This is a genomic window from Mobilicoccus pelagius NBRC 104925 (assembly GCF_000247995.1).
Lineage (GTDB): Bacteria > Actinomycetota > Actinomycetes > Actinomycetales > Dermatophilaceae > Mobilicoccus > Mobilicoccus pelagius.
Window position 1 is genome coordinate 44,608 of record NZ_BAFE01000020.1, and the last position, 26,603, is coordinate 71,210.

Consider the following 26,603-nt stretch of genomic DNA (forward strand, 5'->3'; position numbering starts at 1 on the left):
TCCCCATCCTGACACCGGCGGCCCGCTCGACGGCCCGCGCCGAGCGCGCCCACCCCCGACGCGGGAGTGCGGTTCAGCGGGTCGTGACCGAGATGTGCAGGTCGGCCTCGGGCGGGGTCCACGTCGCGGGGTCGGCGTCGACCTGCTCGCCGCTGCGGAGGTCCTTGACCTGGTCGACGGCGGGGGTGCCGTCGTCGGCGGGGCTGCCGGGGAACCAGACGAAGGGGATGCCGCGGCGGTCGGCGAACTTGATCTGCTTGCCGAACTTGGCGGCGGAGGGGGCGACCTCGCACGCGATGCCCCGCTCGCGCAGGGCGGCGGCGATCCGCATCGACCGGGGACGCTCCTCCTCGTTGGCGAGCGCGACGAGGACGACCGAGGGCGACATGCGCGAGGCCTCGAGGGTCGGCATGAGCTTGGCGAGCAGGCGGGAGACACCGATGGAGATGCCGACGCCGGGGTAGGTGTGCTTGCCGTCGCTCGCGAGCGCGTCGTACCGGCCGCCGGAGCAGATGGAGCCGTAGGACTCCTGGCCGACGAGCTGGGTCTCGTACACGGTGCCCGTGTAGTAGTCGAGGCCGCGGGCGACCTTGAGGTCGGCGAGGAGGAGGCCGGGCGCGTGCTCGGCCGCGGCGTCCATGACCGTCGAGAGCGCCTGGAGACCCTCCTCGAGGACGGGGTGCTCGACGCCGAGGGCGCGCACGCGGTCGGCGAAGGAGGAGTCGGGGGCGTTGATCTCGGCGAGGGCGAGGCACTGCGCGGCCTGCTCGGCGGTGAGGCCCGCCTCGGTGAGCATCTCCGTGACGGCCTCGGGGCCGACCTTGTCGAGCTTGTCGACGACGCGCAGGACGGGCACGACCTGCTCGGGCGCGAGGCCGAGACCGAGGTAGAAGCCCTCGGGGATCTTGCGGTTGTTCACCTGGATGCGGAACGGCCCGATGGGCAGCTCGGCGAACGCGTCGGCGATGACGAGCGGCAGCTCCACCTCGTAGTGGAACGGCAGCTCACCGGCGTCGACGATGTCGATGTCGGCCTGGACGAACTCGCGGAACCGGCCGTCCTGCGGCCGCTCTCCACGCCACACCTTCTGGATCTGGTAGCGGCGGAAGGGGAAGACGAGCTTGCCGGAGTTCTCCACCACGTATCGCGCGAACGGCACGGTGAGGTCGAAGTGGAGACCGAGCGCGGTCTCGGAGTCCTTCTCCTCCGCGTCGGCGGCGAGGCGGGAGACACCGTAGATCTCCTTGTCGGCGTCACCACCCTTGCCGAGGAGCCGTTCGACGGGCTCGACCGCGCGGGTCTCGATGCCGACGAACCCGTGGCTCTCGAACGTCCGGCGGATGACGTCGAGGAAGTGGGCCTCCACGGCGCGCTGCTGCGGCAGCCACTCGGGGAATCCAGACATGGGCATGATCTTGTTCTGGCTCAACGTTCTTCGTTCTTCCTGTCGGCGCGGGGACGCACGCGGCGCCCGCCGGGAGTGGGACGCGCCGGGCGTCGCCGCTTCGGATGGTCGGGTCGGAGGGTCAGGCGAGGTGGGCGAGGAAGGGGTTCGTCGCGCGTTCGCGGCCGATCGTCGTGGCCGGGCCGTGGCCGGGGAGGACGAGGCTGTCGTCGGCCATCGCGAGGACGACGTCCCGCAGGCTCGCCTGCATCGCTGCGTCGTCGCCGCCGACGAGGTCGGTGCGCCCGATGCCGCCGGAGAAGAGGACGTCACCGGCGAGGATCGTGCGGGCGAGCCCGGAGTCCTCCGGCATCGAGTCGGGCAGGTCCTCGACCGTGAGGAGCGCGGACCCCTCGGTATGGCCGGGCGCGTGGGCGACGCGCAGGTCGAGACCGGCGAGGGTGAGCATGTCGCCGCCGCCGTAGGTGACGACGCGCTCGGGGCGGCGCCAGTCGAGGTCGCCGAACTGCATCTGGACCATCGCCCGCAGCTCGGGGCCGAGCTGGTCCATCGGGTTCGTCAGGCGGTACTCGTCGTCGACGTGGATGTACGTCGGCACGTCGTACTGCGACTCGAGGCGCGGCACCGACGCGGTGTGGTCGAGGTGCCCGTGCGTGAGGAGCAGCGCCGCCGGCGTCAACCGGTGCGTGCGCAGCGCGTCGTCGAGGCGGTCGTCGATGCCACCACCGGGGTCGACGACGATGCATTCCTCGCCCGGTGCGCGCGCGAGGAGGAAGCAGTTCGTGCCGAGCATGGCGGCGGGGAATCCGATGAGGAACACGCCCCCCAGCCTAGACGGGAGCCGCGGCGGCCCACCCGGCTCGTCGACGGGCGTCTCGTCGCGGCGGTCGGACCGGAGGAAGGACGCATGGGTGCGCGAGTTCTCGCGGGGCCACCGGCGACATCCGTCGGCCGCCGGTGCGCACAGACCCGTCCACGCGTGCGGCATGCCGAGGCGCGCGGGAGGCGCGGTGGGTGGGCGAGGCCCGAATTCGCTGGTGGGCCAGTATCGTGGATCCGGACGGCTCCATCAACGAACCGCGTGACGCCCACGGGCGCCGCCGGTGTCCAGACGCGAAGGTCCACGCTGTGTCCGATCACATGTCCCCCACCGACCCGACCACCGCCGACCACACCTCGGCCACGGCGGGCGAGGGAAACCCCGCCCCCGTCACGGAGGTGGACGTCGAGCAGGCCTCCACCGGCGCCGAGACGACCCCGGCGTCGGCCCCGCAGACCCCGCTCGGGCAGGAGGAACCGGCCGGCGAGAACACCTCCGAGGCCGACGTCGAGACGGCCTCCGCGCCGCAGACCGAGCCGGCCACGGACGCGCAGCCGAGCGACGCCGAGGCCCCCACCGAGGCGGCCGAGGCCTCCATGGAGGCCGAGTCCTCCCCCGAGACGGCGTCCGAGGGCTCCGAGCCGGCGACGACTGCGTCCGCTCCCGCGGCTCCCGCTCCCACGCCGACACCCGCACAAAGCCCCACGGCCGTCCTCGGCGCCGCGGTCGCCACCCCGCGGGCCGAGAGCACGACCCCGGCCGCGCCGGTCCACGCCCCGGTCACCACCGACCCCTCGGCCCACGGCCGGGTCGCCGAGGACGGCACCGTGTTCGTCCGTATCGGCGAGGAGGAGCGCGAGGTCGGCTCTTACCCGGGCGCGTCGGCCGAGGAGGCGCTCGCCTACTTCGCGCGCAAGTTCGACGAGGTCGCCGCCCTCGCGGAGATCCTCCACCAGCGGGTCACGCAGACCGATCTCCCCGCCAAGGAGGGCGCCGACGGCCTCAAGCGGCTGCGTGACGCCGTCTCCGGTCTTCGCGCCGTGGGCGACTTCCCCGCCCTGTACGCGCGCATCGAGGACATCGCGACGGCCGTCGAGGTGCGTCGCACGACGGAGAACCAGGAGCGTGCCGCCGCCCGCGAGGAGGCGCTCAAGGTCCGTGAGGCGATCGTCTCCGAGGCCGAGACCATCGCCGGCCAGGAGGAGGCGAAGGTCCAGTGGAAGCAGAGCAGCTCCCGCATGCGCGCGCTGCTCGACGAGTGGAAGTCGGCCCAGAAGAACGGCCCCAAGCTCGATCGTGAGACCGAGCAGGCCCTCTGGCACCGCCTCTCCGGGGCCCGCAACTCCTTCGACAAGATGCGCCGCGTCCACTTCGCGCAGCTCGGTTCGGTGCAGGCCGAGGCGAAGGCCCGCAAGGAGGAGCTCGTCGCCGAGGCGGAGAAGCTCAAGGACAGCACCGAGTGGGGTCAGACCGCCGGTGCGTTCAAGCGACTCATGGACTCCTGGCGTCAGGCCGGTCGTGCGTCCCGCGCCGACGACGACGCCCTGTGGAAGCGCTTCAAGGCCGCGCAGGACCACTTCTTCGACGCCAAGGACCAGGTCGCCGCGGCGGAGAACGTCGAGTTCGAGGCCAACCTCAAGGTCAAGGAGGCCCTCCTCGAAGAGGCGCAGAAGATTCTCCCGGTCAAGGACGTCGAGGTCGCGAAGGCCAGGCTGCGCCCGATCCAGGAGAAGTGGGACGCGGCGGGCAAGGTGCCGCGCTCGGCGATGAAGCGCATCGAGGACGGCATGCGCAAGGTCGAGCAGGCCATCCGCGACGCCGACCAGCAGAAGTGGAAGCGCACCGACCCCGAGGTCGCCGCCCGCGCCGCGAGCCTCGCCGAGCAGGCCGAGAAGTCCCTTGCCAAGCACCGCAAGGACCTCGAGAAGGCAGAGGCCTCCGGCGATGAGGCGAAGATCGCCAAGGCTCGTGAGGCCCTCGAGGCCCGGCAGGCGTGGCTCGAGCTCGCGCAGAGGGGTCTCGGCGAGTTCGGCAACTGAGCACCTCTCGCTCTCACGGGGCGGTCACCCACGGGTGGCCGCCCCGTCGCCGCGTCCCGGTGTCTCAGATCCCTCGACCGGGAACTCGACGGCGAGGGCGTACGCGGCCGGACGACCCGTCCTCGGCCGTCGTCACGCCCTCCCGCTCACGTCGCCCGGGCGGGTGCGCGTCGGGTGGGAGGAGGCCGTGCGGGCGTCGGGCTCGCGCGGGCGGCCCGCCTACTGCGTGTTCGGGTGCTTGACGCCGGAGACGCGGTAGACGTCGAAGACGCCGTCGATGCGGCGGACGGCCTTGATGACGTGCTCGAGGTGGCTGGGGTCGCCCATCTCGAAGGTGAAGTTGGAGACGGCGAGGCGGTCGCGAGAGGTCTTGACCGCCGCCGACAGGATGTTGACGTGGTGGTCGGACAGCACGCGCGTGATGTCGGACAGCAGGCGGCTGCGGTCGAGGGCCTCGACCTGGAACTGCACGAGGAACATGCTCGAGGCCGACGGATCCCATGACACCTCCACGAGACGCTCCGGGTGGGCCCGCAGGCCGTCGGCGTTCGTGCAGTTCGTGCGGTGCACCGAGACGTACCCGCCGCGTGTGGTGAAGCCCATGATCTCGTCACCCGGCACCGGCGTGCAGCACTTGGCGAGCTTGGTCTCCACCCCGCTCTCACCCGCGACGACGACACCCGTGACGGCAGGCCGCCGGCGTCGGGGCCGGCCGGGCATCGTCACCTCGGCGAGGTCCTCCTCGGCGCCCGCCTCACCGCCGGAGGCGGCGATGATCCGCTCGACGACCGACTGCGCCGACACGTTCTTCTCTCCGACGGCCGCGTAGAGCGCCTCGATGTCGGCGTACCGCAGCTCGTTCGCGATGGCGCTCAGCGTCTCGGCGGTCATGAGCCGTTGCAGCGGGAGGTTCTGCTTGCGGATCGTGCGTGCGATCTCCTCACGGCCGTTCTCGATGGCCTCCTCGCGGCGTTCCTTGGTGAACCATTGCCGGATCTTGTTGCGCGCGCGGGGGCTCTTGACGAACGTCAGCCAGTCGCGTGACGGCCCGTCGCCGTCGACCTTGCTCGTGAGGATCTCGACGATGTCGCCGTTCTCGAGCTGGGACTCCAGCGGCACGAGACGGCCGTTGACGCGGCCTCCGATGCAATGGTGCCCGACCTCGGTGTGCACGGCGTACGCGAAGTCGACCGGGGTCGAACCCAGCGGGAGCGCGATGACGGCGCCCTTGGGCGTGAACGCGAAGACCTCCTGGGCGTTGATCTCGAAGCGCAGCGAGTCGAGGAACTCCCCCGGGTCGGCCGTCTCCCGCTGCCAGTCGACGAGCTGGCGCAGCCACGCCATGTCGTTCGGGTCGCCGTCGGTGACCTCCCCGCCGGGCGTGACGGTGGCCGTGTCCTCCTTGTACTTCCAGTGGGCCGCGACGCCGTACTCGGCGCGACGGTGCATCGCGTGGGTGCGGATCTGGATCTCGACCGGCTTGCCGCCCGGGCCCACGACCGTCGTGTGCAACGACTGGTACATGTTGAACTTGGGCATCGCGATGTAGTCCTTGAACCGCCCCGGCATGGGCTTCCACCGCGCGTGCATCGTGCCGAGCGCCGCGTAGCAGTCGCGCACCGTGTCGACGAGGACCCGCACCGCGACGAGGTCGTAGATCTCTTCGAAGTCGCGGCCGCGCACGATCATCTTCTGGTACACGGAGTAGTAGTGCTTGGGTCGGCCCGTCACCGTCGCGGTGATGCGGGCACCCTTCAGGTCCTCCTCGACCTGCCGCTTGACCTGCCCGAGGTACTCCTCGCGGGCGGGCGCGCGCTCGGCGACCATGCGCACGATCTCGTCGTAGACCTTGGGGTACAGCGTCGCGAACGAAAGGTCCTCGAGCTCCCACTTGATCGTGTTCATGCCGAGGCGGTGCGCGAGCGGCGCGTAGATCTCGAGGGTCTCCCGCGCCTTCTTCGCGGCCGACGCCGGCGAGACGTACCGCCACGTGCGGGCGTTGTGGAGGCGGTCGGCGAGTTTGATGACGAGCACCCGGATGTCGCGCGACATCGCGATGACCATCTTGCGGACCGTCTCGGCCTGCGCGGCCTCGCCGTACGTGACCTTGTCGAGCTTGGTGACGCCGTCGACGAGCATCGCGATCTCGTCGCCGTAGTCGGCACGCAACGCCTCGAGGCTGTACCCCGTGTCCTCGACGGTGTCGTGCAGCATCGCCGCCGCGAGCGTCGTGGGCGGCATGCCGATCTCGGCGAGGATCGTGGTCACCGCGAGGGGGTGGGTGATGTAGGGGTCACCGTTCTTGCGCACCTGTCCCGCGTGCCACTTCTCGGCGGTCTCGTAGGCCCGCTCGATGATCGACACGTCGGCCTTGGGGTGTGTCGCCCGCACGGCCCGCAGGAGAGGTTCGAGCTCCGGGTGGGCGAGGTGGCGCGACCCTAGTCGCGCGAGGCGCGCCCGCATGCTCGCCCCCACCGACGTGCCCGACGACGTGGACGTGCCGGATTGCCAGGGGGTGGAGGCATTCGGCTGTCCCGTCGTACTCATGTCGGAAGTGTAGGGGGTCAGACCAGCAGCATCGACGTCAGCGGTCGACCGCCGAGCGTGGCACGTCCTCCGAGAGAGGCGATCTCGACGACGACCTCGACCCCGGCGATCTTCCCGCCGAGCCGCTCGACGAGGTCGCACGTCGCCACGAGGGTGCCGCCCGTCGCGATGACGTCGTCCATGACGAGGACACGTGCGCCGGGCGCGAACGCGTCGCGGTGGATCTCGATCGTCGCCGTGCCGTACTCGAGGGAGTACTCGGCCGACTCGGTCTCGGCGGGCAGCTTGCCCTGCTTTCGGACGGGCACGAACCCGACGCCGAGCGCGTACGCCGTGGCGGCGCCGATCATGAAGCCGCGGGCCTCGATGCCGACGACGGCGTCGACACGGCCGCGGTACCGCGCGGCGGTGTCGTCGACGACGGCCGCGAACGCGCGGGGGTCGGCGAGCAGCGGCGTGAAGTCCTTGAAGAGGACACCCGGGGCGGGAAAGTCCGGGATGTCACGCAGACGGGAGGAGACGAGCGAGGCGAGCGAGTCGGTCACAAGCGGTCACCATACCGTCCGCCGTGCCCGACCCGCCCGCCTCACCGGGTCCTGCGTGTCCTACTTCTCGCCCTGCGTCTTCCGTCGACGTCGCGCGTCGCGACGGCTCTCCTCCCGGGCGGCGCGCTGCGCGTACGGGTGGAGAGGACGACCGGTGGTCGTGACGCCCCCGTCGAGGTCGTCGGTCGTGACGCCGACGCGCGTCGTGGCCACCGCGACGGCCCCACTCGTGCCAGGGGCCCCGTGGGTGTGCACCGCGTCGTGGTCCGAGCCGGCCGTCGGCTGGGTCTCCGCGACGGCCTCCTCGTAGGACTCCCCCGTGCGGGCGCGTGCCTTGAGTACACGGTCCCGCAGGGTGACGACGTTCTTCTCGCGGGACCGCAGGTCGACGAGGATCGGTGGCGCGAGGAAGATCGAGCTGTACGTGCCGACGGCGATACCGATGAACAGGGCGAGTGACAGGTCGCGCAGGGTGCCCGGCCCGATCGCCGCCCACGACATCGCGAGGATGATGCCGACGGGCAACAACGCGACCATCGAGGTGTTGATCGATCGGACGAGGGTCTGGTTGACGGCGAGCCCGACGGCCTCCGAGAACGTCATCGTGCCGCGACGGAACGCCTCGTTCGTGTTCTCGCGCACCTTGTCGAACACGACGACCGTGTCGTATATCGAGTAGCCGAGGATCGTGAGGAACCCGATCGCCGAGGCGGGGGTGACCTCGAACCCGGCGAGGGCGTAGATGCCGACGGTGAAGAGGATGTCGTGCAGGAGGGCCGCGAGCGCCGCCACGGCCATCTTCCACGTGCGGAAGTAGACGGCGAGGACGACCGAGACGAGGAGGAGGAACAGGGCGAGCGCGCGCAGGGCGTCCTTCGTCACCGATTCACCCCACGACGGACCGATGACCGAACTCGTCACCGCGTCACCGGAGACGCCGAACTCCTTGCCGAGTGCGTCGCGCACGTCGATGGCGCGACGGTCGTCGAAGCGCTGCGTCTCGACGCGCACGGTGTCGGAGCCGACCTTCGTCACCTTCGACGACTCGACGTGGCCGACGTCGGAGACGACCTTCGTCGCCCGCTGCTCGAAGTTCTCGAAGCTCGTCACGCCGGGGACGCGGAAGTCCGAGCCGCCGGTGAACTCGATGCCGAGGTTGATGCCACCCCGCGCCCACAACCCGAGGAGGGTGAGGAGCAGGAGGACGGCGGAGGCGAGGTAGAAGAACTTGCGTCGACCGATGAAGTCGATCGAGCGGTGCCCGGTGTAGAGGTCGTTGCCCCAACGGCTGAACCGGCTCATGCCTGCTCCCCCTTCGGCGTGGCGGTGTGGATGTGCGGGGCGTCCTGGACGGTGCCGGCGGCGGTGGCGCCGCCGGACCCGCGGGCCTGGCCGGGACGACCGACGCGGCCGCGACCGAGGTAGCGGGTGCGGTCGACGCCGAGGCTCTCGGCCGACAACCCCGACCAGCGGTGCCCCTCGCCGAAGAACTTCGTGTCCGTGAGGACGTGGAGCATCGGGTGCGTGAAGCAGAACGTCACGAGGAGGTCGATGATCGTCGTGAGCATGAGCATGAACGCGAACCCGCGCACGTTGCTCGCGGCGAGGAGGTAGAGCACGAGGGCGGCGAGGAAGTTCACCGCGCCGGAGATGACGATCGTCCGACGGGCACGCGCCCACCCGGTCTCGACCGCCGACGGCACCGCACGCCCCTCACGCACCTCGTCGCGCACGCGCTCGAAGTAGACGATGAACGAGTCGGCCGTCGTGCCGATCGCGACGATCGCGCCCGTGACACCGGCGAGGGTGAGGCGCAGGTTGTAGTGCCACCCGAGGAGCACGAGCGCGAGGTAGGTGACGAGCGCGACGATCGCGAGCGACGCCGTCGTCACGAGACCGAGCACCCGGTACTGGATGAGGAAGTACACGACGACGAGCCCGAGACCGATGAGGCCGGCGAGGAGACCGAGACGCAGCTGGTCGCCACCGACGGTCGGGCTGATCTGCTCACTGCTCTGCACGCTGAACGACATCGGCAGCGCACCGAACTTGAGCTGGTCGGCGAGCATCTGCGCGGACTCCGCCGTGAAGTTACCGCTGATCGCCGCCTGCCCGTCGGGGATGACGCCGGAGAAGTACGGCGCGGAGACGACCTGACCGTCGAGGACGGTGGCGAGCTGGTTGCGCGGCTCCTGCAGCCCGAGCATGTGCTGACTGACGACGCGGTAGAGGTCGCGCGCCTCCGGCTTCATCTTGAGGTTGACCTGGTAGCCGGGCATCGGCTGCCCCTGCTGGTTGGTCATGTTGCCGGAGGACGCGTCGGCGAGCTGGTCACCGGTGATGACCGACGGGCCGAGGAGGTACTTGACCTTGCCCTCGAGGTCGCACGCGGCGACGGGCATGTCCGGATCCTCCTTGGTGGGGTCCGGCTTGGCCTGCTTGGCGCAGTCGAGCGCCTGGATCGCCTCGAGGGAGGACGGAGCCTGGAGCCACGCCTCGTTCGTCGCGTAGGCGATGAGCTTCTGCGGGTCGTTGCGCTCGCCGGGGGTGATGCGCGTGAGGCCGGGGGCGACCTCCTCGAGCTTGGGCTGACGCAGGAGGTCGGGCTTGGGGGTCGGCGCCGGCGACGGCGCGGCCGGGTGGGCCTGCAGCGCGTCCGCGGCGACCGCGTTGGCCGTCCTCGTCGGCGACGGCGTGGCCGACGCCTTGGGGGCCGTACTCGCCTTGGCGGTGGCCTTGCCGTTGGGCGTGGCCTTGCCGGTCGGGGAGGCCTTGCCCGGCGGGGTGCCCGTCGCGGTCGGCGCGGGCTCCGGCTCGGCCGGGAGCATCGCGAGCACGGGGCGGAACCGCATCTGTGAGGACTGCCGCAGCGATTCCTCCTGCTGCTTGCTCATCTCCCCCGGCACGGCGACGACGACGTTGTTGCCGAGCGTGGCGACCTCCGCCTCGGAGACACCCTGGGAGTCGACGCGCGCACGCATGATGTCGACGGCCTGCGAGAGCTGCTGCTCGTTGATCTGGACGCCCTCGCCCACCTGAGGCGCGAGAACCATCTGTGTGCCGCCCTCGAGGTCGAGGCCGAGCTTGGGGGTCCACTGCCCGCCGCCCCACTGCACGGTGGAGAAGACGCCGAGGAGGAGCGCGAGGAGCACCGCGCCCATCACTCCCAACGTGCGCCAGGAGGTTCGGGATTTCGCGTTCGCCATGCTCAGTCCTGCTCGTCGGGGTCGAGGGAGGGGGTGCCGCGGTCGCGGTGGACGAGGTCGCCGGGTGGAGCGCCGGTCAGGTGATCCATCGAGGTCCTCGTCGTCGGTCGTGCAGGGCCGCCGGTGGGGCCGCGCCCGGGGTGCCGGGTGGTGCGGCCGGAGCGCCGGCGAGTGACGGGTGACACCTCCCCCCGGCGTCCCCCACGGCGCCCCCGTCGTGGCGGCACCTCGACGAGTCTAGGTGACGCTCAGCGTGGTACGCCAACGTGCCGCGCGAGCGATTCCGCAGATCTGCCCTGGTCGGACGTCCGTGACGGGACCCCCGGCACACCGCCGCCGACCATCCTCTCCGTCGCCTCGATCGCCCGGCCGAGGGCCGCCCCGGGGGCCTCCCTGGAGGGCGGCCGCCGGTGGGTGCGGGGGGCGTCGCAGGCCACACCTATGGCGCGGCACCGGCCCGAGGCGCGTGAGCGACGTCCGACGCCCGTCCGTGTCACGCGCGGCGGGTCAGGACGGGTCGTCGAGTGGCAGCGTGGGCGCCATGGGGCCACCCGGCGCCTCGCCCGTGCCGGCAGGTGGCTCCAGCCCGAGGTGCTCCCACGTGCGGGTGGTCGCGACCCGACCACGCGGGGTGCGGATCATGTAGCCCTCGCGGACGAGGTACGGCTCGGCGACGGTCTCGACGGTGTCGGGCTCCTCCCCCACGGCGACCGCGAGCGTCGAGAGTCCGACCGGCCCGCCCGCGAACCGGCGACACAGCGCCTCGAGGACTCCCCGGTCGAGGCGGTCCAGGCCCGAGGCGTCGACGTCGAAGAGCGCGAGTGCGGCCTCTGCGGCGGCGAGGTCGACGACGTGGGAGCCGTGGACCTGTGCCCAGTCGCGCACCCGACGCAGCAACCGGTTCGCGATGCGCGGCGTGCCGCGGGAGCGTCGGGCGATCTCGTGGACGCCGTGGTCGTCGGCTTCGATCTCGAGGAGGGTCGCCGAGCGGCGGATGATCGCCTCGAGGTCGCCGGTGTCGTAGAAGTCGAGGTGGCCGGTGAACCCGAACCGGTCACGCAGCGGCGCGGGCAGCAGACCTGCGCGGGTCGTCGCGCCGACGACGGTGAACGGTGGGAGCTCGAGCGGGATCGCCGTGGCCCCCGGCCCCTTGCCGACGACGATGTCGACGCGGAAATCCTCCATCGCGAGGTAGAGCATCTCCTCGGCGGCCCGGCTCATGCGGTGGATCTCGTCGAGGAACAGCACCTCCCCCTCGGTGAGGGAGGACAGGATCGAGGCGAGGTCGCCGGCGTGCTGGATCGCGGGGCCGCTCGTCACGCGGATCGGCGCCTCGAGCTCGGCGGCGGTGATCATCGCGAGGGTCGTCTTGCCGAGCCCGGGCGGGCCGGAGAGGAGGATGTGGTCCGGCGGGGCGCCGCGGCGACGCGCCGCCTCGAGGACGAGGGCGAGCTGCTCCCGGACGCGGGGCTGGCCGGGGAAGTCCTCGAGCCGACGGGGGCGCAGCGCGGCCTCGACGCGGCCCTCGTCACCCTCGACGGCCGCCGGGTCGACGATGCGGGCATTCGCGTCGAACGACCCGTCGGACTCCCGATCGATCGCCGCGTCGCCGTAGGGGTCGCCGGGGTACGCGTTGCCGGGGTACGCATCGGTCATCGGCCGAGCTCCCGCAGCGCGGCCTTGAGGAGCGCGGGCACGCTCTGGTCCTCGCCCTCGCGGGCGACGACGGCCTCGATGGCGGACTCGGCCTGCTTGGCGCTCCAGCCGAGCCCGACGAGCGCCTCGCGCACCGGCTCGCGGCGCACGGACTCCGGCTCCGGGGCGGGCGCGGCGGCGCCGGAGGCGCCGACGGCTTCGGGTTCGGCGATCTTGTCGCGCAGTTCGAGGACGAGCCGCTCGGCGCCCTTCTTGCCGATGCCCGGCACCTTCGTGAGCGTGCGCACGTCCCCGGAGGCGACGGCGAGTCGCAGCGTCGCCGGGTCGAGCACGGCGAGCATCGCGAGCGCGAGGCGCGGGCCGACGCCGGAGACGGTCTGGACGATTTCGAAGAGGTCGCGTTCGTCGGCGCCGGCGAAGCCGAAGAGCGTGAGGGAGTCCTCGCGCACGACGAGGGACGTCGAGAGCTGCGTCTCGTGTCCGCGGTGGGCGGCGGCCGCCGTCGACGGGGTCGTGTGGACGGTGAGGCCGACGCCGCCGACCTCGACGACGAGTCGGTCGAGGCCGACGTGACGCACGGTGCCGGTGAGGGTGCTGATCATCGACTTCCTCCGGGGACGCGGCGGGCGGGGGCGCGTCGTGCCTGACGCTGGGCCTCCTGCAGACGGGTGGGCGGGCGGGCGGCACCGGCCGCGGCGGCGGCGTCGGCGATGCGCGACTGGGCGCTCCCCCGCCAGTGGTGACAGACGGCGAGGGCGAGGGCGTCGGCGGCGTCCGCGGGCCTCGGCGCCTCGGTGAGGCGGAGGATGCGGGTGATCATCGCGGTGACCTGCGCCTTGTCGGCGCGGCCGTTACCGGTGACGGCCGCCTTGACCTCACTCGGGGTGTGGAGCGCGAGCGGCAGCCCCCGGCGCGCGGCGGCGAGCATCGGGATCGCGCTCGCCTGAGCGGTGCCCATGATCGTGCTCACGTCGCCCCGGGCGAAGACCCGCTCCACGGCGATCGCATCGGGGGAGAACCGTTCGACCCACTGCTCGAGCTCGGTCTGGAGCGCGAGGAGGCGCTGGTGCACGGCGTCGCTCGTGGACGTGCGCACGACGCCGACGGCGACCATGCGCAGCGGTGCACCGAGCCCCCCGTCGACGACACCGAGACCACACCGGGTGAGACCGGGGTCGACGCCCAACACCCGCACGAGGCCACCCCTTCGCTGGACAACTGTTCGATCGACACTGTACGGGGTGTCGCCGTGCCGGCGGAGCACCGCCGCGCCCGGGTCGCTCCCGCCTGGGACGCGGAACGGGCGGCCCCGTCGAGGGAACCGCCCGTTCCGAGGCCGCGCGGTGACACCGCGCGCAGGATCACTCCTCGTCGTCGAGCTGCGCGGCGACCTCGTCGGAGACGTCGCCGTTGACGTAGACGTTCTGGACGTCGTCGCTGTCCTCGAGGGCGTCGACGACACGCATCATCTTGCGGGCGCCCTCGACGTCGAGCGGCACCTGGAGGTTGGGGACGAACTCGGCCTCGGCCGAGTCGTAGTCGATGCCCGCCTCCTGCAGCGCGGTGCGGACGGCGACGAAGTCGCTCGCCTCGGAGATGATGCGGAAGCTGTCGCCGTAGTCCTCGACCTCGTCGGCGCCGGCGTCGAGGACGACCTCGAGGAGGGAGTCCTCGGTGATCTCCCCGTCCTTCTGCTCCTTGGGCACGACGACGACGCCCTTGCGGGCGAAGTTGTAGGCGACGCTGCCCGGGTCGGCGAGGGAACCGCCGTTGCGGGTGAGGGCGACACGCACCTCGGTGGCCGCACGGTTGCGGTTGTCGGTGAGGCACTCGATGAGGACCGCGACACCGCCGGGGGCGTAGCCCTCGTACATGATCGTCTGCCAGTCGGCCCCGCCGGCCTCGGCACCGGAGCCGCGCTTGACGGCGCGGTCGATGTTGTCGTTGGGGACTGAGGACTTCTTCGCCTTCTGGATGGCGTCGTACAGGGTGGGGTTGCCCGCCGGGTCACCGCCACCGGTGCGGGCCGCCACCTCGATGTTCTTGATGAGCTTGGCGAACAGCTTGCCGCGCTTGGCGTCGATCGCCGCCTTCTTGTGCTTGGTCGTCGCCCATTTGGAGTGACCGCTCATCGTGCATCTCCTGCCTTGCCGTGAAAAACCTTCGTGAATCCTACGGGGCGGTCGTCGCCGGGGGGAAACCGCCGTGGCCGCAGGCCGCGCTGGTGGCCCTCGGGCCGGTGTCACGCGTCGTCGCGTGCCTGCCGGACCATCCGCACGAACAGCGCGTGGATGCGCGGGTCGCCGGTGACCTCGGGGTGGAACGACGTCGCGAGGAGGTGGTCCTGCCGGACGGCGACGGGGCGGGACACGCCGTCGACCTCGACGGAGGCGAGCACCTCGACGTCGTCGCCGACCTCCTCGACCCAGGGGGCACGGATGAACACCGCCCGCATCGGCTCGTGGTCGCCGCCGAGGACGTCGGCGAGGTCGAGGTCCGCCTCGAAGGAGTCGACCTGTCGACCGAAGGCGTTGCGGCGCACGAGCATGTCGAGACCGCCGAGGGTCTGTTGACCGGCATGGGCCTCGACGAGTCGGTCGGCGAGGAGGATCATCCCCGCGCAGGAACCGTAGGCGGGCATGCCCGCGGCGAGGCGTTCCTGCAGCGGCTCGGCGAGGTGGAACGCCCGCAGCAGCCGGTCGATCGTCGTCGACTCCCCGCCGGGCAGCACGAGGCCGTCGACCTGCACGAGTTCGGCGGGTCGACGCACGGGCAGGGCGTGGACGCCGCATGCGCGGAGGGTGTCGAGGTGTTCACGCACGTCGCCCTGCACGGCGAGGACGCCGATGCTCACGGACGGGCGGGTGGCCGAGGAGGCGTCGGGTCCCGTCTCGAGGGTCACTTCGGGGACGGCGGTGGGAGTGGTCACGGCGCCGATCGTAGGCACCCCTCCCCCGCCCGCACGAACCCGTGCACGCCGCGATGCCCGGTCGCCCCGGTCAGCCCCGGTCAGCCCCGGTCGCCCCGGTCGCCCCGGTCGGTCGAGTCGTCCACGTGACGGACGAGCAGGTACTCGCGGGAGCCGGAGACGCTCACGACGTCCGCGTCGGCGTCCTGGAGCTCCGCGACGACCCACGGGTGCTGCTCGTGGACGACGGGGTGCTCGCGGACGACCTGCCAGCCGTCGTCGCCCATCTCGTTGAGGGCGCTCATCGGCGAGTTGACCTCACCGATCTGCAGGGTGTGCCCGGCGCGGGTCGTCACGCGACGGAAGTACGTCGGGCCGGTGCGGCGGTGCGCGATCCCGACGATCATCTCCTGGTACTGGTAGCGGTCACGGGCGCGGGGGGCGTTGTCGGTCATACCCGCCCATCGGCACGGAATGCCCCGGACAGCAGTCTCCCGCGGTACCGATCCCTCACGAGGAGGCGACGGTGCCACGGGAGATCACCGCGAGGGGCCGCGCGGATCACCGCACGGACGGGTCGGACGGAACGAGGACCCTCGTCACCACCCGCGCTCGGCGAGTCGGTGCGGGACGGGGATGTCGTCGACGTTGATGCCGACCATCGCCTCGCCGAGCCCACGCGAGACGTCGGCGATCGTGTCGGGGTCGTCGAAGAAGGTCGTCGCCTTGACGATGGCGGCGGCGCGCTCCGCGGGGTTGCCGGACTTGAAGATGCCCGACCCGACGAAGACGCCCTCGGCACCGAGCTGGCGCATCATCGCCGCATCCGCCGGGGTGGCGATGCCGCCCGCGGTGAAGAGGACGACGGGCAGCTTGCCGGCCTCGGCGACCTCGCGGACGAGCTCGTAGGGGGCCTGCAGCTCCTTGGCCGCGACGTAGAGCTCGTCGGGCTCCATCGCGCGCAGCCGGTTGATCTGCGAGCGGATCTTGCGCATGTGCGTCGTCGCGTTGGAGACGTCGCCCGTGCCGGCCTCACCCTTGGAGCGGATCATCGCCGCGCCCTCGTTGATGCGACGCAACGCCTCGCCGAGGTTCGTCGCCCCGCAGACGAACGGCACCGTGAACTGCCACTTGTCGATGTGGTTGTCGTAATCGGCCGGGGTGAGGACCTCGGACTCGTCGATGTAGTCGACACCGAGGCTCTGGAGGACCTGCGCCTCGACGAAGTGACCGATGCGGGCCTTCGCCATGACGGGGATCGAGACGGCCTCGATGATGCCGTCGATCATGTCGGGGTCGCTCATGCGGGAGACGCCCCCCTGGGCGCGGATGTCGGCGGGGACCCGCTCGAGGGCCATGACCGCGACGGCCCCGGCGTCCTCGGCGATCTTGGCCTGCTCGGGGGTGACGACGTCCATGATGACGCCGCCCTTGAGCATCTCGGCCATGCCCCGCTTGACCCGGGCGGTGCCCGTCGTCGCGCCGGGGGTGGAGCTGTCGGGGGTGGTGGGGGCGTCGTCGCGCCGGTCGGCAGTCGTCACTCTCGTCTCACTTCGTCGTGGTGTTCGTGCGGAGCCCCAGGTGGGGACCGGGGTGCGGCACAGTCTACGGGCGGCTCACCGACGTTCCGTGGAGGCCGCGAACGCGGGGGCCGCCTGACGGTGCACGGCCCACATGCGCTGCCCGACGGTGACGGCGCTCGCGACCGCGAGGATCGCGAGGACGACGGTGAGGACGACGTCCGGCCACCCGAACAGGCCGGTGAGGCCCGTCGCGACGAGGACGACGACGAGCCGGTCCGCGCGTTCGGCGATGCCGCCCTTGGCCTCGAACCCGAGGCCCTCGGCGCGGGCGCGGGCGTAGCTCACCATGAATCCGAACACGAGGCATGCGAGCGCGAACCACGCCGTGAGGAGGCCGTCGTGGCGCCCGGCGAAGTAGAGGAGGAGACCACCGAAGACGGCGCCGTCGCCGAGCCGGTCGAGGGTGGAGTCGAGGAACGCCCCCCACGGGCTCGTGCGCCCCGAAAGGCGGGCCATCGTGCCGTCGAGGGTGTCGGAGAAGACGAAGAGGGTGATGACGAGCGTGCCGACGAAGAACTCGCCGCGGGGGTAGAAGAACAACGCCCCGGCGACGACACCGATCGTGCCGACGAAAGTGACGGCGTCCGGCCCGACCCCGATCTTGAGGAGTCCGGCGGCGACTGGGGTGAGGAGGCGGCGCACGAACGCCTGCGCGAATCGGCTCAGCATGGTGGCGTCAGCCTAACGGGTCGGCCCCCGCGGGCCGTGCGGACGACCCACCCCGGCCGTCCGACACCGTCCCGGCGCGGGGCGTGCGATCGCTCGTGACCAAGGTCCTCCCCACCGCTCGCGTGACGGACGCACAGTGGGCTATGGGCAGACAAGAGCACACCACCGGAACCCCCGTCGTCTCCTCCCCCGAGGCCCTGCGCAACGTCGTCCTCGTCGGTCCGAGCGGATCGGGCAAGACCCGCCTCTTCGACCATCTCGTCTCGACGACGACGCCCGGCCGTCGACCGCCCGCGCGTGACGGGAGCAGGTCGACCACCCTCGAGGTGGCCTCGATCACGTACGGGGATCTCGTGGTGAACCTCGTCGACACCCCCGGTTACCCCGACTTCGTCGGCGAGCTGCGGGCCGGGCTCCGGGCGGCCGACGCCGCCATCTTCGTCATCTCCGCCGCCGACGGCGTCGACGCCGCGACCCGCACCCTGTGGCACGAGTGCAAGCAGGTGGGCGCCCCGCTCGCGGTCGTCCTCACCAAGCTCGACACCCCTTACGCCGACTTCGACTCCGCCGTCGTCGACTGTCAGGCCGCGTTCGGCGAGGGCGTCATGCCGCTCGGCGTACCCGTCATGGGCGAGAACAACAGCCTCGACGACATCGTCGACCTCGTCCTCGGCGAGGTCCACGACTACACGGGAGAGGCCCGCGTCGTCCGCCCGACGAGCGAGGAACACATCGGCTTCTTCGACACCTACCACGGGCCCCTCATGGAGGGGATCATCCAGGAGGCCGAGGACGACACCCTCCTCGACCGGTACCTCGACGGCGAGGAGATCGGGTTCGAGGTCGTCGAGAAAGCCCTCCTCACGGCCGTCGCGCGAGGCTCGTTCCACCCCGTCGTGCCGGTGAGCGTCACCACCGGCGCCGGCATCGACGTGCTCCTCCACCTCGTCGGGGCCGCCTTCCCGCCGCCCACGCGCGCCCACCGACCCGCCGTCTACACCGTCGCCGGTGCGGGGGCCCCCGAGCTCGTCGTCGACCCGTCGGCACCGCTCGTCGCCGAGGTCGTCCGAACGACGAACGACGCCTACGTCGGCCACGTCGCCCTCGTCCGCGTGTTCTCCGGCACGCTCGAGCCCGACGAGGTCGTCCACGTCTCCGGCCACCTCGCGAGCTTCACCGGCCGCGACGTCCCCGGACGCCCCAACCACGACGAGGAGGTCCGCGTCGGACCGCTCGCCTCCCCCCTCGGCGAGGAGCTCCGCCCCAAGGACAAGGCGATCGCGGGGGAGCTGTGCGTCGTGCAGAAGCTGCCCGGCGCGAGCACCTCGGACACGTTGAGCGCGAAGGACTCCCCCGTCGTCGTCGCCCCGTGGGCGATGCCCGAGGCCCTCCTGCCCGCGGCCATCCGTGCGGCCAGCCGCGCCGACGAGGACAAGCTCCCCGGCGCGCTCCAGCGCCTCGCCGGCTCGGACCCGGCGCTCCGCGTCGAGCACAACGCCGAGACGGGCCAGGTCGTCATCTGGACGATGGGTCAGACCCACCTCGACCTCGTCCTCGGTCGCCTCGCCGACGAACTCAACGTCGCCGTCGAGACCACCCCCGTGCGCATCGCCCTGCGGGAGACGTTCGTCGGCAAGGCCACCGCCAAGGGCCGTCACGTCAAGCAGTCGGGCGGCCACGGCCAGTACGCGATCTGCGACATCGACGTCGAGCCCCTCGAACGCGGCGCCGGCTTCGAGTTCGTCGACAAGGTCGTCGGCGGTGCCGTGCCGCGGCAGTTCGTCCCGAGCATCGAGAAGGGCGTCCGCGCCCAGCTCGAGAAGGGCGTCGTCGCGGGCTACCCCATGGTCGACGTACGCGTGACGCTCTTCGACGGCAAGGCCCACTCGGTCGATTCCTCCGACGCGGCGTTCCAGCTCGCCGGCGCGCTCGCCCTCAAGGAGGCCGCGACCCAGCCCGGTGTCACCGCACTCCTCGAGCCCGTCGACCTCCTCACGGTCACCGTGCCCGACGAGCACCTCGGCGCCGTGATGACCGACGTGAGCGGCCGCCGCGGGCGTCTTCAGGGCAGCGAGCAGTCCGACCGCGAGGGCTTCTCCGTCGTCAAGGCCGAGGTGCCGCAGGCCGAACTCACCCGGTACGCCGTCGACCTGCGCTCCCTCACCCAGGGCGCCGGCTCGTTCGAGCGCGAGATGGTCGGCTACGAGCTCATGCCCGCCCACCTCGTGGCCGAACACACCCGGCAGGGCTGAGGACGCGCCCGGAGGCGGGTGCACACGCGAGCGGGGCCTGGACACGACGTCCGGGCCCCGCTCGTCGCGGTGGTGGAGATCAGCGCGGCCAGGCGTCGACGAGCTCGCTGCGCGTGTCCTCGAGGAGGACGGGAAGCGCCTTCGTCTGGCCGATGATCGGCAGGAAATTCATGTCGCCCGACCAGCGGGGCACGACGTGCTGGTGGAGGTGCGCCTCGACGCCCGCACCCGCGACCGCGCCCTGGTTCATGCCGATGTTGAACCCCATCGGCCGAGACGCGGCCTCGACGGCGCGGATCGCGTCCTGGGTGAGGTCGGTGAACTCCCGCGTCTCCTCCTCCGTGAGGTCGACGTAGCGCGGCACGTGCCGGTAGGGACACACGAGCAGGTGACCGGGGTTGTACGGGAACAGGTTGAGGACGACGAAGCACGTCTCGCCGCGGTGGACGATGAGCCCGTCGGCGTCGCTACGCTTCGGCGACGCGCAGAACGGGCACTCAGGCGTGTCCGACCGCCCCTTGGGGCGACCGCCGGCCTTGTCATCCCCCCGGATGTAGGCCATGCGGTGGGGGGTCCACAGTCGTTGGAACCCGTCACGCATGCGGGGGAACTTGCTGGCCTCCTCGGGCGCCTCCGGACTCTGCATCCCTCGATCCTAGGCGTTCACGCGGACCGCCCCTCACGGGTGGTCGCGTCGCCACAGCCGATCCCCGGACGAGACGAACCCGCGGCGTTCGGCCATGTCACGGGCGTCGTCGGGGAGACGGGCCTGCACCCAGAGCAGCTCCGACTTGTCGGCCCAGACGAGCGCCTCCTCGACGAGTCGCACGGCGAGACCGAGTCCGCGTGCCTGTGGCCGTACGTAGAGGTTCGTGAGATGACCCCACGAACGGGGGATCCGACCCGGACGCGGAAGGGACCGCATGAGGCCGATCGTGCACGAGCCGAGGGGATTTCCGTCGAGGGTCGACGCGATCCAGCTCGGGTAGCGGTCGCGGTCGGCGAGCCACGCGTCGGTGAAGCGTTCGAGGAATCCCTCCTCGGTGCGGCGGCCGAGTTCGCGGTTGTAGGCGATCTCGAGGGCCGCGAGACGGAAGGCGTCGTCGGGCTCGGCCCGCGCCACGCGGGTGAGCTGGCCGTTCAGACCCTTCATGTCGTGCAGTGTGACACCCCCCGAGGGGGTTTCGGGCCGTTCGCGCCACGCCAGCCCGCAGATCACGCATGCAACGTCGTGTGGGGGACGCCCCCACGACGAGACGCGAGGGCCGCAGGTGCCTCACGGCATCGGCGGCCCTCGCTCGTCCGTCACACGGGGTGACGGAGGGTGGTGTCAGTCCTCGGTCGGCGCGGTGGTCACCTGGGCCTTGGACTCGATGGTCGCGAGGATCTCGGCGACGGCCTGCTCGACGGGCACGCCGTTGCGCTGGCTGCCGTCGCGGTAGCGGAAGGAGACGGCGCCTGCGGCGCGGTCCTCCTCACCGGCGATGAGGACGTAGGGCACCTTGGACTTGCTCGCGTTGCGGATCTTCTTGGGAAACCGGTCGTCGCTCGCGTCGATCTCGACGCGGACGCCCGCGGCGCGGAGCTTCGCCGAGACCTCCTCGAGGTAGGGCACGTAGTCCTCGGCCACGGGCACGCACGTGACCTGCACCGGCGACAGCCACACGGGGAACGCGCCGGCGTAGTGCTCGACGAGGACGCCCATGAACCGTTCGATCGAGCCGAACTTCGCCGAGTGGATCATCACCGGCCGCTTGCGGGAGCCGTCGGGCGCCTGGTACTCGAGCCCGAACCGCTCCGGCTGGTTGAAGTCGTACTGGATCGTGCTCATCTGCCACGTACGGCCGATGGCGTCGCGCGCCTGGACGCTCACCTTGGGGCCGTAGTAGGCGGCGCCGCCCGGGTCGGGCACGAGCTCGAGACCGGTCGAGGTGCACGCCTCCTCGAGGATGCGCGTGGCCTCCGCCCAGTCCTCGTCGGACCCGATGAACTTGTCGGACTCCGGGTCGCGGGTCGACAGCTCGAGGTAGAAGTCGTCGAGCCCGAAGTCGCGCAGGAGCGACAACACGAAGTGGAGCAGGTGCTTGATCTCGTCCCCGGTCTGCTCGGGCATGCAGTAGCTGTGGCTGTCGTCCTGGGTGAACCCGCGCAGGCGGGTGAGGCCGTGGATGACGCCCGACTTCTCGTACCGGTAGACGGTGCCGAACTCGAAGAGCCGCATCGGCAGCTCGCGGTAGGAGCGACCCCGGGAACGGAAGATGAGGTTGTGCATCGGGCAGTTCATCGCCTTGAGGCGGTAGTCCTGCCCCGGCTTCACGACCTCGCCGTCCTCGTCGTACTCGGCGTCGACGTGCAGCGGCGGGAACATCGTGTCGGCGTAGTAGGGCAGGTGACCCGAGGTGTGGAACAGCCCATCCTTGGAGATGTGCGGGGTGCCGACGTAGAGAAAGCCCTCCTGCACGTGGCGCTCGCGGACGTAGTCCTCCATCTCCTTCTTGACGACGCCGCCCTTGGGGTGGAACACCGGCAGACCGGAGCCGAGCTCGTCGGGGAAGGAGTAGAGGTCGAGCTCGGTGCCGAGCTTGCGGTGGTCGCGCTTCTCGGCCTCCTCGAGGCGGGTGAGATAGTCCCTTAGGTCGTCCTTGCTCGCCCACGCGGTGCCGTAGACGCGCTGGAGCTGCGCGTTGGCCTGGTCGCCGCGCCAGTAGGCGGCGGCGCTGCGCATGACCTTGAACCCGTTGGCGATGAGCTTGGTCGTGGGCACGTGCGGACCGCGGCAGAGGTCGCCCCAGGCCACGGTGCCGTCGCGGCGGACGTTGTCGTAGATCGTGATCTCGCCGCCGCCGACCTCGACGGAGGCGCCCTCGGCGCGCTGGTCGAGGGCGTCGGAGTCCTCGGCGGCACCGCTGCCGGGGCCGTGGGCGAGGCCGATGAGCTCACACTTGTACGGCTCGTCGTGGAGCTCGGCGAGGGCCTCCTCGGCGGAGACGACGCGGCGACGGAAGGTCTGGCCCTCGTTGACGATCTTCTGCATCGTCTTCTCGAGCTTCTTGAGGTCCTCGGGGGTGAACGGCTCGGCGACGTCGAAGTCGTAGTAGAAGCCGTCACGGATGTAGGGGCCGATACCGAGCTTGGCGTCGGGCCACAGCCGCTGCACGGCCTGCGCCATGACGTGGGTGCACGAGTGGCGGAGGACGTCGAGGCCGTCGGGACTCGCGATGTCGACCCCGTCGACGGAGTCGCCGTCGGCGAGCTCGTAGGTGAGGTCCTTGAGCTCGCCGCCGACGCGGGCGACGACGATGCGCTTGTCGTCCTCGAACAGGTCGGCGGCCGTCGTGCCCGCCGGCACCGATCGCTCGCTCCCGGCGACGGACACGGTGATCTGGGCTGACACGAAGGGACTCCTCGAGGGTGTGGGGGCCGCCCGCCGGTGGCGGGGCGGTGCGGGCACGCTGCTGCCCGCCGTTCCAGGGTATCCGGCCCGGTCGGATGATCTCGCCGGGGTTTTCGCCGACGTGTGTCGCGCCCGGTCGCGCGCGCCGTCGGTCCGAGACCGACCGGGGCCGACGCGGCCCGGCGGCGTCTCAGGACAACCGGTCGCCCGCCGCGACGACGCCGGGCCGGACGACCTCGGCGTACACGCCGGGGCAGTTCTTCGGCAGCTCGGTGACGCGCAGGAGAGCCGTGCCGAGGCGCACCTCCTGGCCCACGACGTTCTGCAGCTCCTCGTCGGCGACGTCGAGGAAGACGTTCGCGCGCGTCACCTCCGGCTGGTGGCCCCGTCCGACGAGGTGGACGGCACGCTTCTTGCGCCGGTCACCCTCGAGACCCTCGGTCTCGATGCGGGCCTTCTGGAGCGACCGCCCGGGGGCGTCCTTCTCGGGGTAGATCGCGAGGATGAGCACGGTGCCGCCGATGACGGGGCGGAGAAGATCCATGTCGCACACTGTGCCAAACCGCCCGGGCGCCAGCCGACCTCTCCCCCACCCACTCCGACCTCGATGCCGGGGACGACATCGGCCCGACGCCCGCCCGAGGCCGGAGACGCCGTCGGCCCGCCCGTAGGCTGACGCCGTGTCCACCGGTCCCGCCGTCCCCGCCGCCCTCCGCGACGCCGCACCGTCCCTGCGCTGCCCGAGGTGCGCCGAGCCCGTCGAGGTCGACGGGCGGAGCCTGCGATGCGTGCACCGGCACAGCTTCGACCTCGCCCGCCAGGGCTACGTCAACCTCCTCAGCCGTCCCGCCGGCGCCGCGGCCGACGACGCCGCGATGGTCGCGGCCCGGCAGGAGATCCTCGCCTCCGGCCTCTACGCGCCCCTCACCGACGGCCTCGCCGCGGCGGCACGCGCACTCGACCTCCCGCCGGGCGTCGTGGTCGACGTCGGTGCCGGGACGGGGCACCACACGGCCGCCGTCCTCGAGGCCCTGCCCGACCGGATCGGCATCGCCCTCGACCTCTCCGTCTACGCCGCCCGCCGAGCCGCCCGTGCGCACCCGCGCCTCGCCGCCCTCGTCGACGACGTGTGGGAGGGGCTGCCCGTCGCAGACGGGACCGCCGCCCTCGTCGTCGACGTCTTCGCCCCCCGCAACGTCGCGGAGTTCGACCGCGTCCTCGCCCCTGGCGGGGCCGTGCTCGTCGTCACCCCCGCCCCCACGCACCTCACCGAGCTCGTCACCGAGCTCGACATGCCGCGTGTGGACCCCCGCAAGGCCGAGCGACTCGCGGAGACGTTCGCGCGGTACTCCCCCGGCCCGATACGGCGTGTGCGCGAGACCCTGCACGTCCCCGGACCCGTCGCCGCGGCGGTCGCCCGCATGGGGCCCGGCGCCCACCACGTCTCCCCCGCCGCGCTCGACGCGCTCTCGGCCGGCGCGGGCGAGGTCGAGGTGACGTTCGCCGTCGACGTCTCGACGTTCCTGCGCGCATGAGGCCCCCGTCGACACTGCGCCGGCACGCCCGGCGCCCGGGTCCTCCGCCGCATCGTCGTCCGAGAACGCAGAGCCGCCCCGCTCCTGCGGCGGCAGGTGCGGGGCGGTCTCTCGGTGGACCTCCGTAGGGAGTTTGAGAACCCCTGCCCACACCTGAAAACCTTGTCTTTGCGCAGGTCACGCGGCTTCTACAACCACGACCAGCGCTCCTCCGAGCCTACCGTTTCCGATTCCAGGGGTCGAGTGGTGCGATCACTTGGGATGGCTCAAACCCTGCTGCGCCCCGAGCAGGTCGACGATCTGGTGGCGCAGTACCGCGAGGGCGCGACGCTCGTCGAGCTGGCATCCATCTTCGGAGTGAACCGCCGCACAGTCGCCACCCACCTCACCCGGCGAGAGGTCACGATCCGCCGTGGGCGGTTCGATCCTTCCCGCATCCACGAAGCAGCCGACCTCTACCTCAGCGGGTTGACGCTAGTAGAGGTCGGCGTGAAGGTCGGGTCGGGGCCTCATGCGGTGCGGCGAGCGCTCGCTTCGCACGGTGTCGTGATCCGGCCTGGCGGGCGCCGTGGTTCTAGCATCACAGCATCCGCTGTCGTGGGCGGTTGAGCCTAGAGGCGAAGAGCTGGCTCACGCGGGCTCGCCTCTGCGAGCGCTTCGCGGCGCTGGTTACGACGGGCTGCCGCTTCGCGCAGGCGCGCACGGATGAGCAGAACGACGCTCACGGGTCCCATGAGGATGAACTTGAGTGCGTTCCAGCAGGCCCACAGCACGATGAGGTGGAGCCAGCCGGGGCCGCCGTCGGCTGCGGCGCCAGAGCAGATGCTGGCGATCAGGATGTACGGAAGCGCGATCAGCATCGCGGGTATCCCCCACTTGAGTCCGCGACGGGTGCGGATGGCAGTGAGCAGCCGGTTGCTCGGCATGTAGCGGTGCAGGTAGTCGCGAGTGTGAACGCTGAGCGTCCAGATAAGGCGGAACATGACGGGCCTCTCGTCACACGTGTTACTCCGTCGAGGAGGCAGAACGTGTGTGAGTGCCCGAAGGCCGTCCCGGAGGACCCGCAATATGAGGAGAACCTGCCTCACCATCCACTGTACGCCGGGGTCGGCGTACACGGAACCCTCCTCGGGCTCCCGCGTCGCCGCGCGCACCTCTCTGTAGGAGTGAGAGGACCCGACGATGACGAACCTGAGCCACGTAGTCCAGGATGAGCGCGCAGCACGGATGGTGCTGTCGATGATCGTCGAACCAGACGACGCCGTGACAGGCCGTCTCCTGGGCGACCTGGGAGCGCTTGAGGTGCTTCGACTCGCCGAGCGTGATGACGCCGTGACAGGCCTCAGCACCGTTGACGCTCAGGTCTGGCGCGCCCAGTTCGAGCGCTCAGACGCTCAGACACTTGAGCAGAGCATCGTCGCAGCCGAGCGCGCCGGTATCGGCACGCTGATCCCCGGCGACAAGGAGTGGCCCTCTGCGCTCGACGATCTTGGTGACCGGCGACCATACGTCCTGTGGACTCGCGGCACGACATCGTTCCTCGCGCGACCGCTCAGTGATCTCGTCACGATCACCGGCGCGAGGGCCGCAACCTCATACGGCGAGCATGTGGCGGCGGAGCTGGCATCCGACCTCGCCAACGCTGAGCGGATAGTCGTGGCCGGCGGCGCGTACGGCATCGAAGGAGCGGCCCATCGAGCGGCCCTTGCATCCGGCGGCGACACGATCGCGGTCATGGCGAACGGTGTTGATCGCCCCTACCCGATGGGTCACCGTGAACTGCTTGAGCGGGTGGCCGACCTCGGCCTCATGGTCAGCGAGGTTCCACCGGGCGCAGTGCCGACGCGCCACCGTCTCACTGCTCGGGCGCGGCTGATGGCAGCGCTCTCCACAGCGACTGTCGTTGTCGAGGCCGGAGCTCGCTCAGGATCAATGAAGGTGGCAGAGCGAGCCCAAGACCTGACTCGTGCCACTTCTGACGGTTGATCATTTTCGGTTGGCGTTGTTGCTGGTCAGGGGGTCGGGGGTGGCGGGTGGGACACAC

24 protein-coding genes are annotated in these 26,603 nt (G+C 71.2%); 5 read left to right on the top strand and 19 right to left on the bottom strand.

Annotated elements, in window-relative coordinates; translation table 11 throughout:
• Positions 1-73: 73 nt before the first annotated feature.
• Together hisS and MOPEL_RS03660 are read right to left on the bottom strand one after the other, a co-directional pair.
• Complete coding sequence (hisS, locus tag MOPEL_RS03655; protein WP_245544703.1) at positions 74-1,405, bottom strand: histidine--tRNA ligase; 1,332 nt, start codon at positions 1,403-1,405, stop codon at positions 74-76.
• A 121-nt stretch (positions 1,406-1,526) separates the two neighbouring features.
• Positions 1,527-2,225: an MBL fold metallo-hydrolase gene (locus tag MOPEL_RS03660; protein ID WP_009481507.1), complete on the bottom strand. Its 699-nt coding sequence runs from the start codon at positions 2,223-2,225 to the stop codon at positions 1,527-1,529.
• Positions 2,226-2,533: 308 nt separating this feature from the next.
• On the opposite strand from MOPEL_RS03660, the gene MOPEL_RS03665 reads away from it, so the two are divergent.
• Positions 2,534-4,264 carry a DUF349 domain-containing protein gene (locus MOPEL_RS03665; RefSeq protein ID WP_245544704.1) on the top strand — a complete coding sequence of 577 codons (1,731 nt, stop codon included), beginning with the start codon at positions 2,534-2,536 and terminating at the stop codon, positions 4,262-4,264.
• Between the two features lie 219 nt (positions 4,265-4,483).
• On the opposite strand, the gene MOPEL_RS03670 is transcribed toward MOPEL_RS03665, so the two are convergent.
• From MOPEL_RS03670 to pgsA, 12 genes are all read right to left on the bottom strand, one after another.
• Complete coding sequence (locus tag MOPEL_RS03670) at positions 4,484-6,727, bottom strand: RelA/SpoT family protein (protein WP_009481509.1); 2,244 nt, start codon at positions 6,725-6,727, stop codon at positions 4,484-4,486.
• A gap of 101 nt (positions 6,728-6,828) precedes the next feature.
• A complete protein-coding gene (locus tag MOPEL_RS03675; protein WP_009481510.1) occupies positions 6,829-7,356 on the bottom strand; it encodes an adenine phosphoribosyltransferase in 528 nt (175 codons plus the stop codon).
• A gap of 60 nt (positions 7,357-7,416) precedes the next feature.
• A complete protein-coding gene (gene secF / locus MOPEL_RS03680) occupies positions 7,417-8,658 on the bottom strand; it encodes a protein translocase subunit SecF (RefSeq protein WP_009481511.1) in 1,242 nt (413 codons plus the stop codon).
• Positions 8,655-10,562 carry a protein translocase subunit SecD gene (gene secD / locus MOPEL_RS03685; protein ID WP_009481512.1) on the bottom strand — a complete coding sequence of 636 codons (1,908 nt, stop codon included), beginning with the start codon at positions 10,560-10,562 and terminating at the stop codon, positions 8,655-8,657. Before secD ends, secF begins: the two co-directional genes overlap by 4 nt.
• Positions 10,563-11,069: 507 nt before the next feature.
• Positions 11,070-12,218 carry a Holliday junction branch migration DNA helicase RuvB gene (ruvB, locus tag MOPEL_RS03690; RefSeq protein WP_009481513.1) on the bottom strand — a complete coding sequence of 383 codons (1,149 nt, stop codon included), beginning with the start codon at positions 12,216-12,218 and terminating at the stop codon, positions 11,070-11,072.
• Positions 12,215-12,820, bottom strand: coding sequence for a Holliday junction branch migration protein RuvA (gene ruvA, locus MOPEL_RS03695; protein ID WP_009481514.1), 606 nt, complete (start codon positions 12,818-12,820; stop codon positions 12,215-12,217). Before ruvA ends, ruvB begins: the two co-directional genes overlap by 4 nt.
• Positions 12,817-13,413, bottom strand: a complete 597-nt coding sequence (gene ruvC, locus MOPEL_RS03700) for a crossover junction endodeoxyribonuclease RuvC (protein WP_009481515.1) — start codon at positions 13,411-13,413, stop codon at positions 12,817-12,819. Before ruvC ends, ruvA begins: the two co-directional genes overlap by 4 nt.
• 166 nt (positions 13,414-13,579) lie before the next feature.
• Positions 13,580-14,350: a YebC/PmpR family DNA-binding transcriptional regulator gene (locus MOPEL_RS03705; RefSeq protein ID WP_009481516.1), complete on the bottom strand. Its 771-nt coding sequence runs from the start codon at positions 14,348-14,350 to the stop codon at positions 13,580-13,582.
• Positions 14,351-14,460: 110 nt separating this feature from the next.
• On the bottom strand, positions 14,461-15,120 hold the full coding sequence (gene pdxT, locus MOPEL_RS03710) for a pyridoxal 5'-phosphate synthase glutaminase subunit PdxT (RefSeq protein WP_281023887.1): 660 nt from the start codon (positions 15,118-15,120) through the stop codon (positions 14,461-14,463).
• Between the two features lie 107 nt (positions 15,121-15,227).
• The gene (locus MOPEL_RS03715; protein WP_009481518.1) at positions 15,228-15,581 is read right to left on the bottom strand and encodes a hypothetical protein; all 354 of its coding nucleotides are present in this window, start codon (positions 15,579-15,581) and stop codon (positions 15,228-15,230) included.
• A gap of 144 nt (positions 15,582-15,725) precedes the next feature.
• Entirely contained in the window at positions 15,726-16,667 is a 942-nt protein-coding gene (gene pdxS, locus MOPEL_RS03720) for a pyridoxal 5'-phosphate synthase lyase subunit PdxS (RefSeq protein ID WP_009481519.1), read from the bottom strand.
• A 75-nt stretch (positions 16,668-16,742) separates the two neighbouring features.
• Positions 16,743-17,378, bottom strand: a complete 636-nt coding sequence (gene pgsA, locus MOPEL_RS03725; RefSeq protein ID WP_009481520.1) for a phosphatidylinositol phosphate synthase — start codon at positions 17,376-17,378, stop codon at positions 16,743-16,745.
• Between the two features lie 143 nt (positions 17,379-17,521).
• Here pgsA and MOPEL_RS03730 point away from each other — a divergent pair, with 143 nt between their 5' ends.
• Positions 17,522-19,630 carry an elongation factor G-like protein EF-G2 gene (locus MOPEL_RS03730; RefSeq protein ID WP_040632758.1) on the top strand — a complete coding sequence of 703 codons (2,109 nt, stop codon included), beginning with the start codon at positions 17,522-17,524 and terminating at the stop codon, positions 19,628-19,630.
• A gap of 79 nt (positions 19,631-19,709) precedes the next feature.
• Here MOPEL_RS03730 and MOPEL_RS03735 read toward each other — a convergent pair whose 3' ends face one another.
• The 4 genes from MOPEL_RS03735 to MOPEL_RS03750 form a co-directional block, all read right to left on the bottom strand.
• Complete coding sequence (locus MOPEL_RS03735) at positions 19,710-20,276, bottom strand: HIT family protein (protein ID WP_009481522.1); 567 nt, start codon at positions 20,274-20,276, stop codon at positions 19,710-19,712.
• Between the two features lie 33 nt (positions 20,277-20,309).
• Positions 20,310-20,783, bottom strand: coding sequence for a GNAT family N-acetyltransferase (locus MOPEL_RS03740; protein ID WP_040632759.1), 474 nt, complete (start codon positions 20,781-20,783; stop codon positions 20,310-20,312).
• A gap of 177 nt (positions 20,784-20,960) precedes the next feature.
• Positions 20,961-23,024 (bottom strand): threonine--tRNA ligase, encoded by a 2,064-nt coding sequence (thrS, locus tag MOPEL_RS03745; protein ID WP_009481524.1) that lies wholly within the window; start codon positions 23,022-23,024, stop codon positions 20,961-20,963.
• Between the two features lie 190 nt (positions 23,025-23,214).
• Positions 23,215-23,568 (bottom strand): MOSC domain-containing protein, encoded by a 354-nt coding sequence (locus tag MOPEL_RS03750; protein WP_141631165.1) that lies wholly within the window; start codon positions 23,566-23,568, stop codon positions 23,215-23,217.
• A gap of 187 nt (positions 23,569-23,755) precedes the next feature.
• Between MOPEL_RS03750 and MOPEL_RS03755 the strand changes: the two genes are divergently transcribed.
• Entirely contained in the window at positions 23,756-24,559 is an 804-nt protein-coding gene (locus MOPEL_RS03755) for a putative RNA methyltransferase (RefSeq protein ID WP_040632791.1), read from the top strand.
• A gap of 261 nt (positions 24,560-24,820) precedes the next feature.
• Complete coding sequence (locus MOPEL_RS03760) at positions 24,821-25,168, top strand: helix-turn-helix domain-containing protein (protein ID WP_245544705.1); 348 nt, start codon at positions 24,821-24,823, stop codon at positions 25,166-25,168.
• Between the two features lie 2 nt (positions 25,169-25,170).
• Here MOPEL_RS03760 and MOPEL_RS03765 read toward each other — a convergent pair whose 3' ends face one another.
• The gene (locus MOPEL_RS03765; protein WP_009481528.1) at positions 25,171-25,542 is read right to left on the bottom strand and encodes a hypothetical protein; all 372 of its coding nucleotides are present in this window, start codon (positions 25,540-25,542) and stop codon (positions 25,171-25,173) included.
• A gap of 199 nt (positions 25,543-25,741) precedes the next feature.
• Here MOPEL_RS03765 and MOPEL_RS03770 point away from each other — a divergent pair, with 199 nt between their 5' ends.
• Positions 25,742-26,545, top strand: a complete 804-nt coding sequence (locus MOPEL_RS03770) for a DNA-processing protein DprA (RefSeq protein ID WP_009481529.1) — start codon at positions 25,742-25,744, stop codon at positions 26,543-26,545.
• The last annotated feature ends 58 nt before the right edge of the window (positions 26,546-26,603 follow it).

Bases quoted from the DNA above. Each gene is read 5' to 3' on its own strand.
- hisS (WP_245544703.1), bottom strand. From the start codon at position 1,405: ATGTCTGGATTCCCCGAGTGGCTGCCGCAGCAGCGCGCCGTGGAGGCC.
- MOPEL_RS03670 (WP_009481509.1), bottom strand. From the start codon at position 6,727: ATGCGGGCGCGCCTCGCGCGACTAGGGTCGCGCCACCTCGCCCACCCG.
- secF (WP_009481511.1), bottom strand. From the start codon at position 8,658: ATGAGCCGGTTCAGCCGTTGGGGCAACGACCTCTACACCGGGCACCGC.
- secD (WP_009481512.1), bottom strand. From the start codon at position 10,562: ATGGCGAACGCGAAATCCCGAACCTCCTGGCGCACGTTGGGAGTGATG.
- ruvB (WP_009481513.1), bottom strand. From the start codon at position 12,218: ATGACCGATGCGTACCCCGGCAACGCGTACCCCGGCGACCCCTACGGC.
- ruvA (WP_009481514.1), bottom strand. From the start codon at position 12,820: ATGATCAGCACCCTCACCGGCACCGTGCGTCACGTCGGCCTCGACCGA.
- MOPEL_RS03705 (WP_009481516.1), bottom strand. From the start codon at position 14,350: ATGAGCGGTCACTCCAAATGGGCGACGACCAAGCACAAGAAGGCGGCG.
- MOPEL_RS03715 (WP_009481518.1), bottom strand. From the start codon at position 15,581: ATGACCGACAACGCCCCCCGCGCCCGTGACCGCTACCAGTACCAGGAG.
- pgsA (WP_009481520.1), bottom strand. From the start codon at position 17,378: ATGCTGAGCCGATTCGCGCAGGCGTTCGTGCGCCGCCTCCTCACCCCA.
- MOPEL_RS03730 (WP_040632758.1), top strand. From the start codon at position 17,522: ATGGGCAGACAAGAGCACACCACCGGAACCCCCGTCGTCTCCTCCCCC.
- MOPEL_RS03735 (WP_009481522.1), bottom strand. From the start codon at position 20,276: ATGCAGAGTCCGGAGGCGCCCGAGGAGGCCAGCAAGTTCCCCCGCATG.
- MOPEL_RS03740 (WP_040632759.1), bottom strand. From the start codon at position 20,783: ATGAAGGGTCTGAACGGCCAGCTCACCCGCGTGGCGCGGGCCGAGCCC.
- MOPEL_RS03750 (WP_141631165.1), bottom strand. From the start codon at position 23,568: ATGGATCTTCTCCGCCCCGTCATCGGCGGCACCGTGCTCATCCTCGCG.
- MOPEL_RS03760 (WP_245544705.1), top strand. From the start codon at position 24,821: ATGGCTCAAACCCTGCTGCGCCCCGAGCAGGTCGACGATCTGGTGGCG.
- MOPEL_RS03765 (WP_009481528.1), bottom strand. From the start codon at position 25,542: ATGTTCCGCCTTATCTGGACGCTCAGCGTTCACACTCGCGACTACCTG.
- MOPEL_RS03770 (WP_009481529.1), top strand. From the start codon at position 25,742: ATGACGAACCTGAGCCACGTAGTCCAGGATGAGCGCGCAGCACGGATG.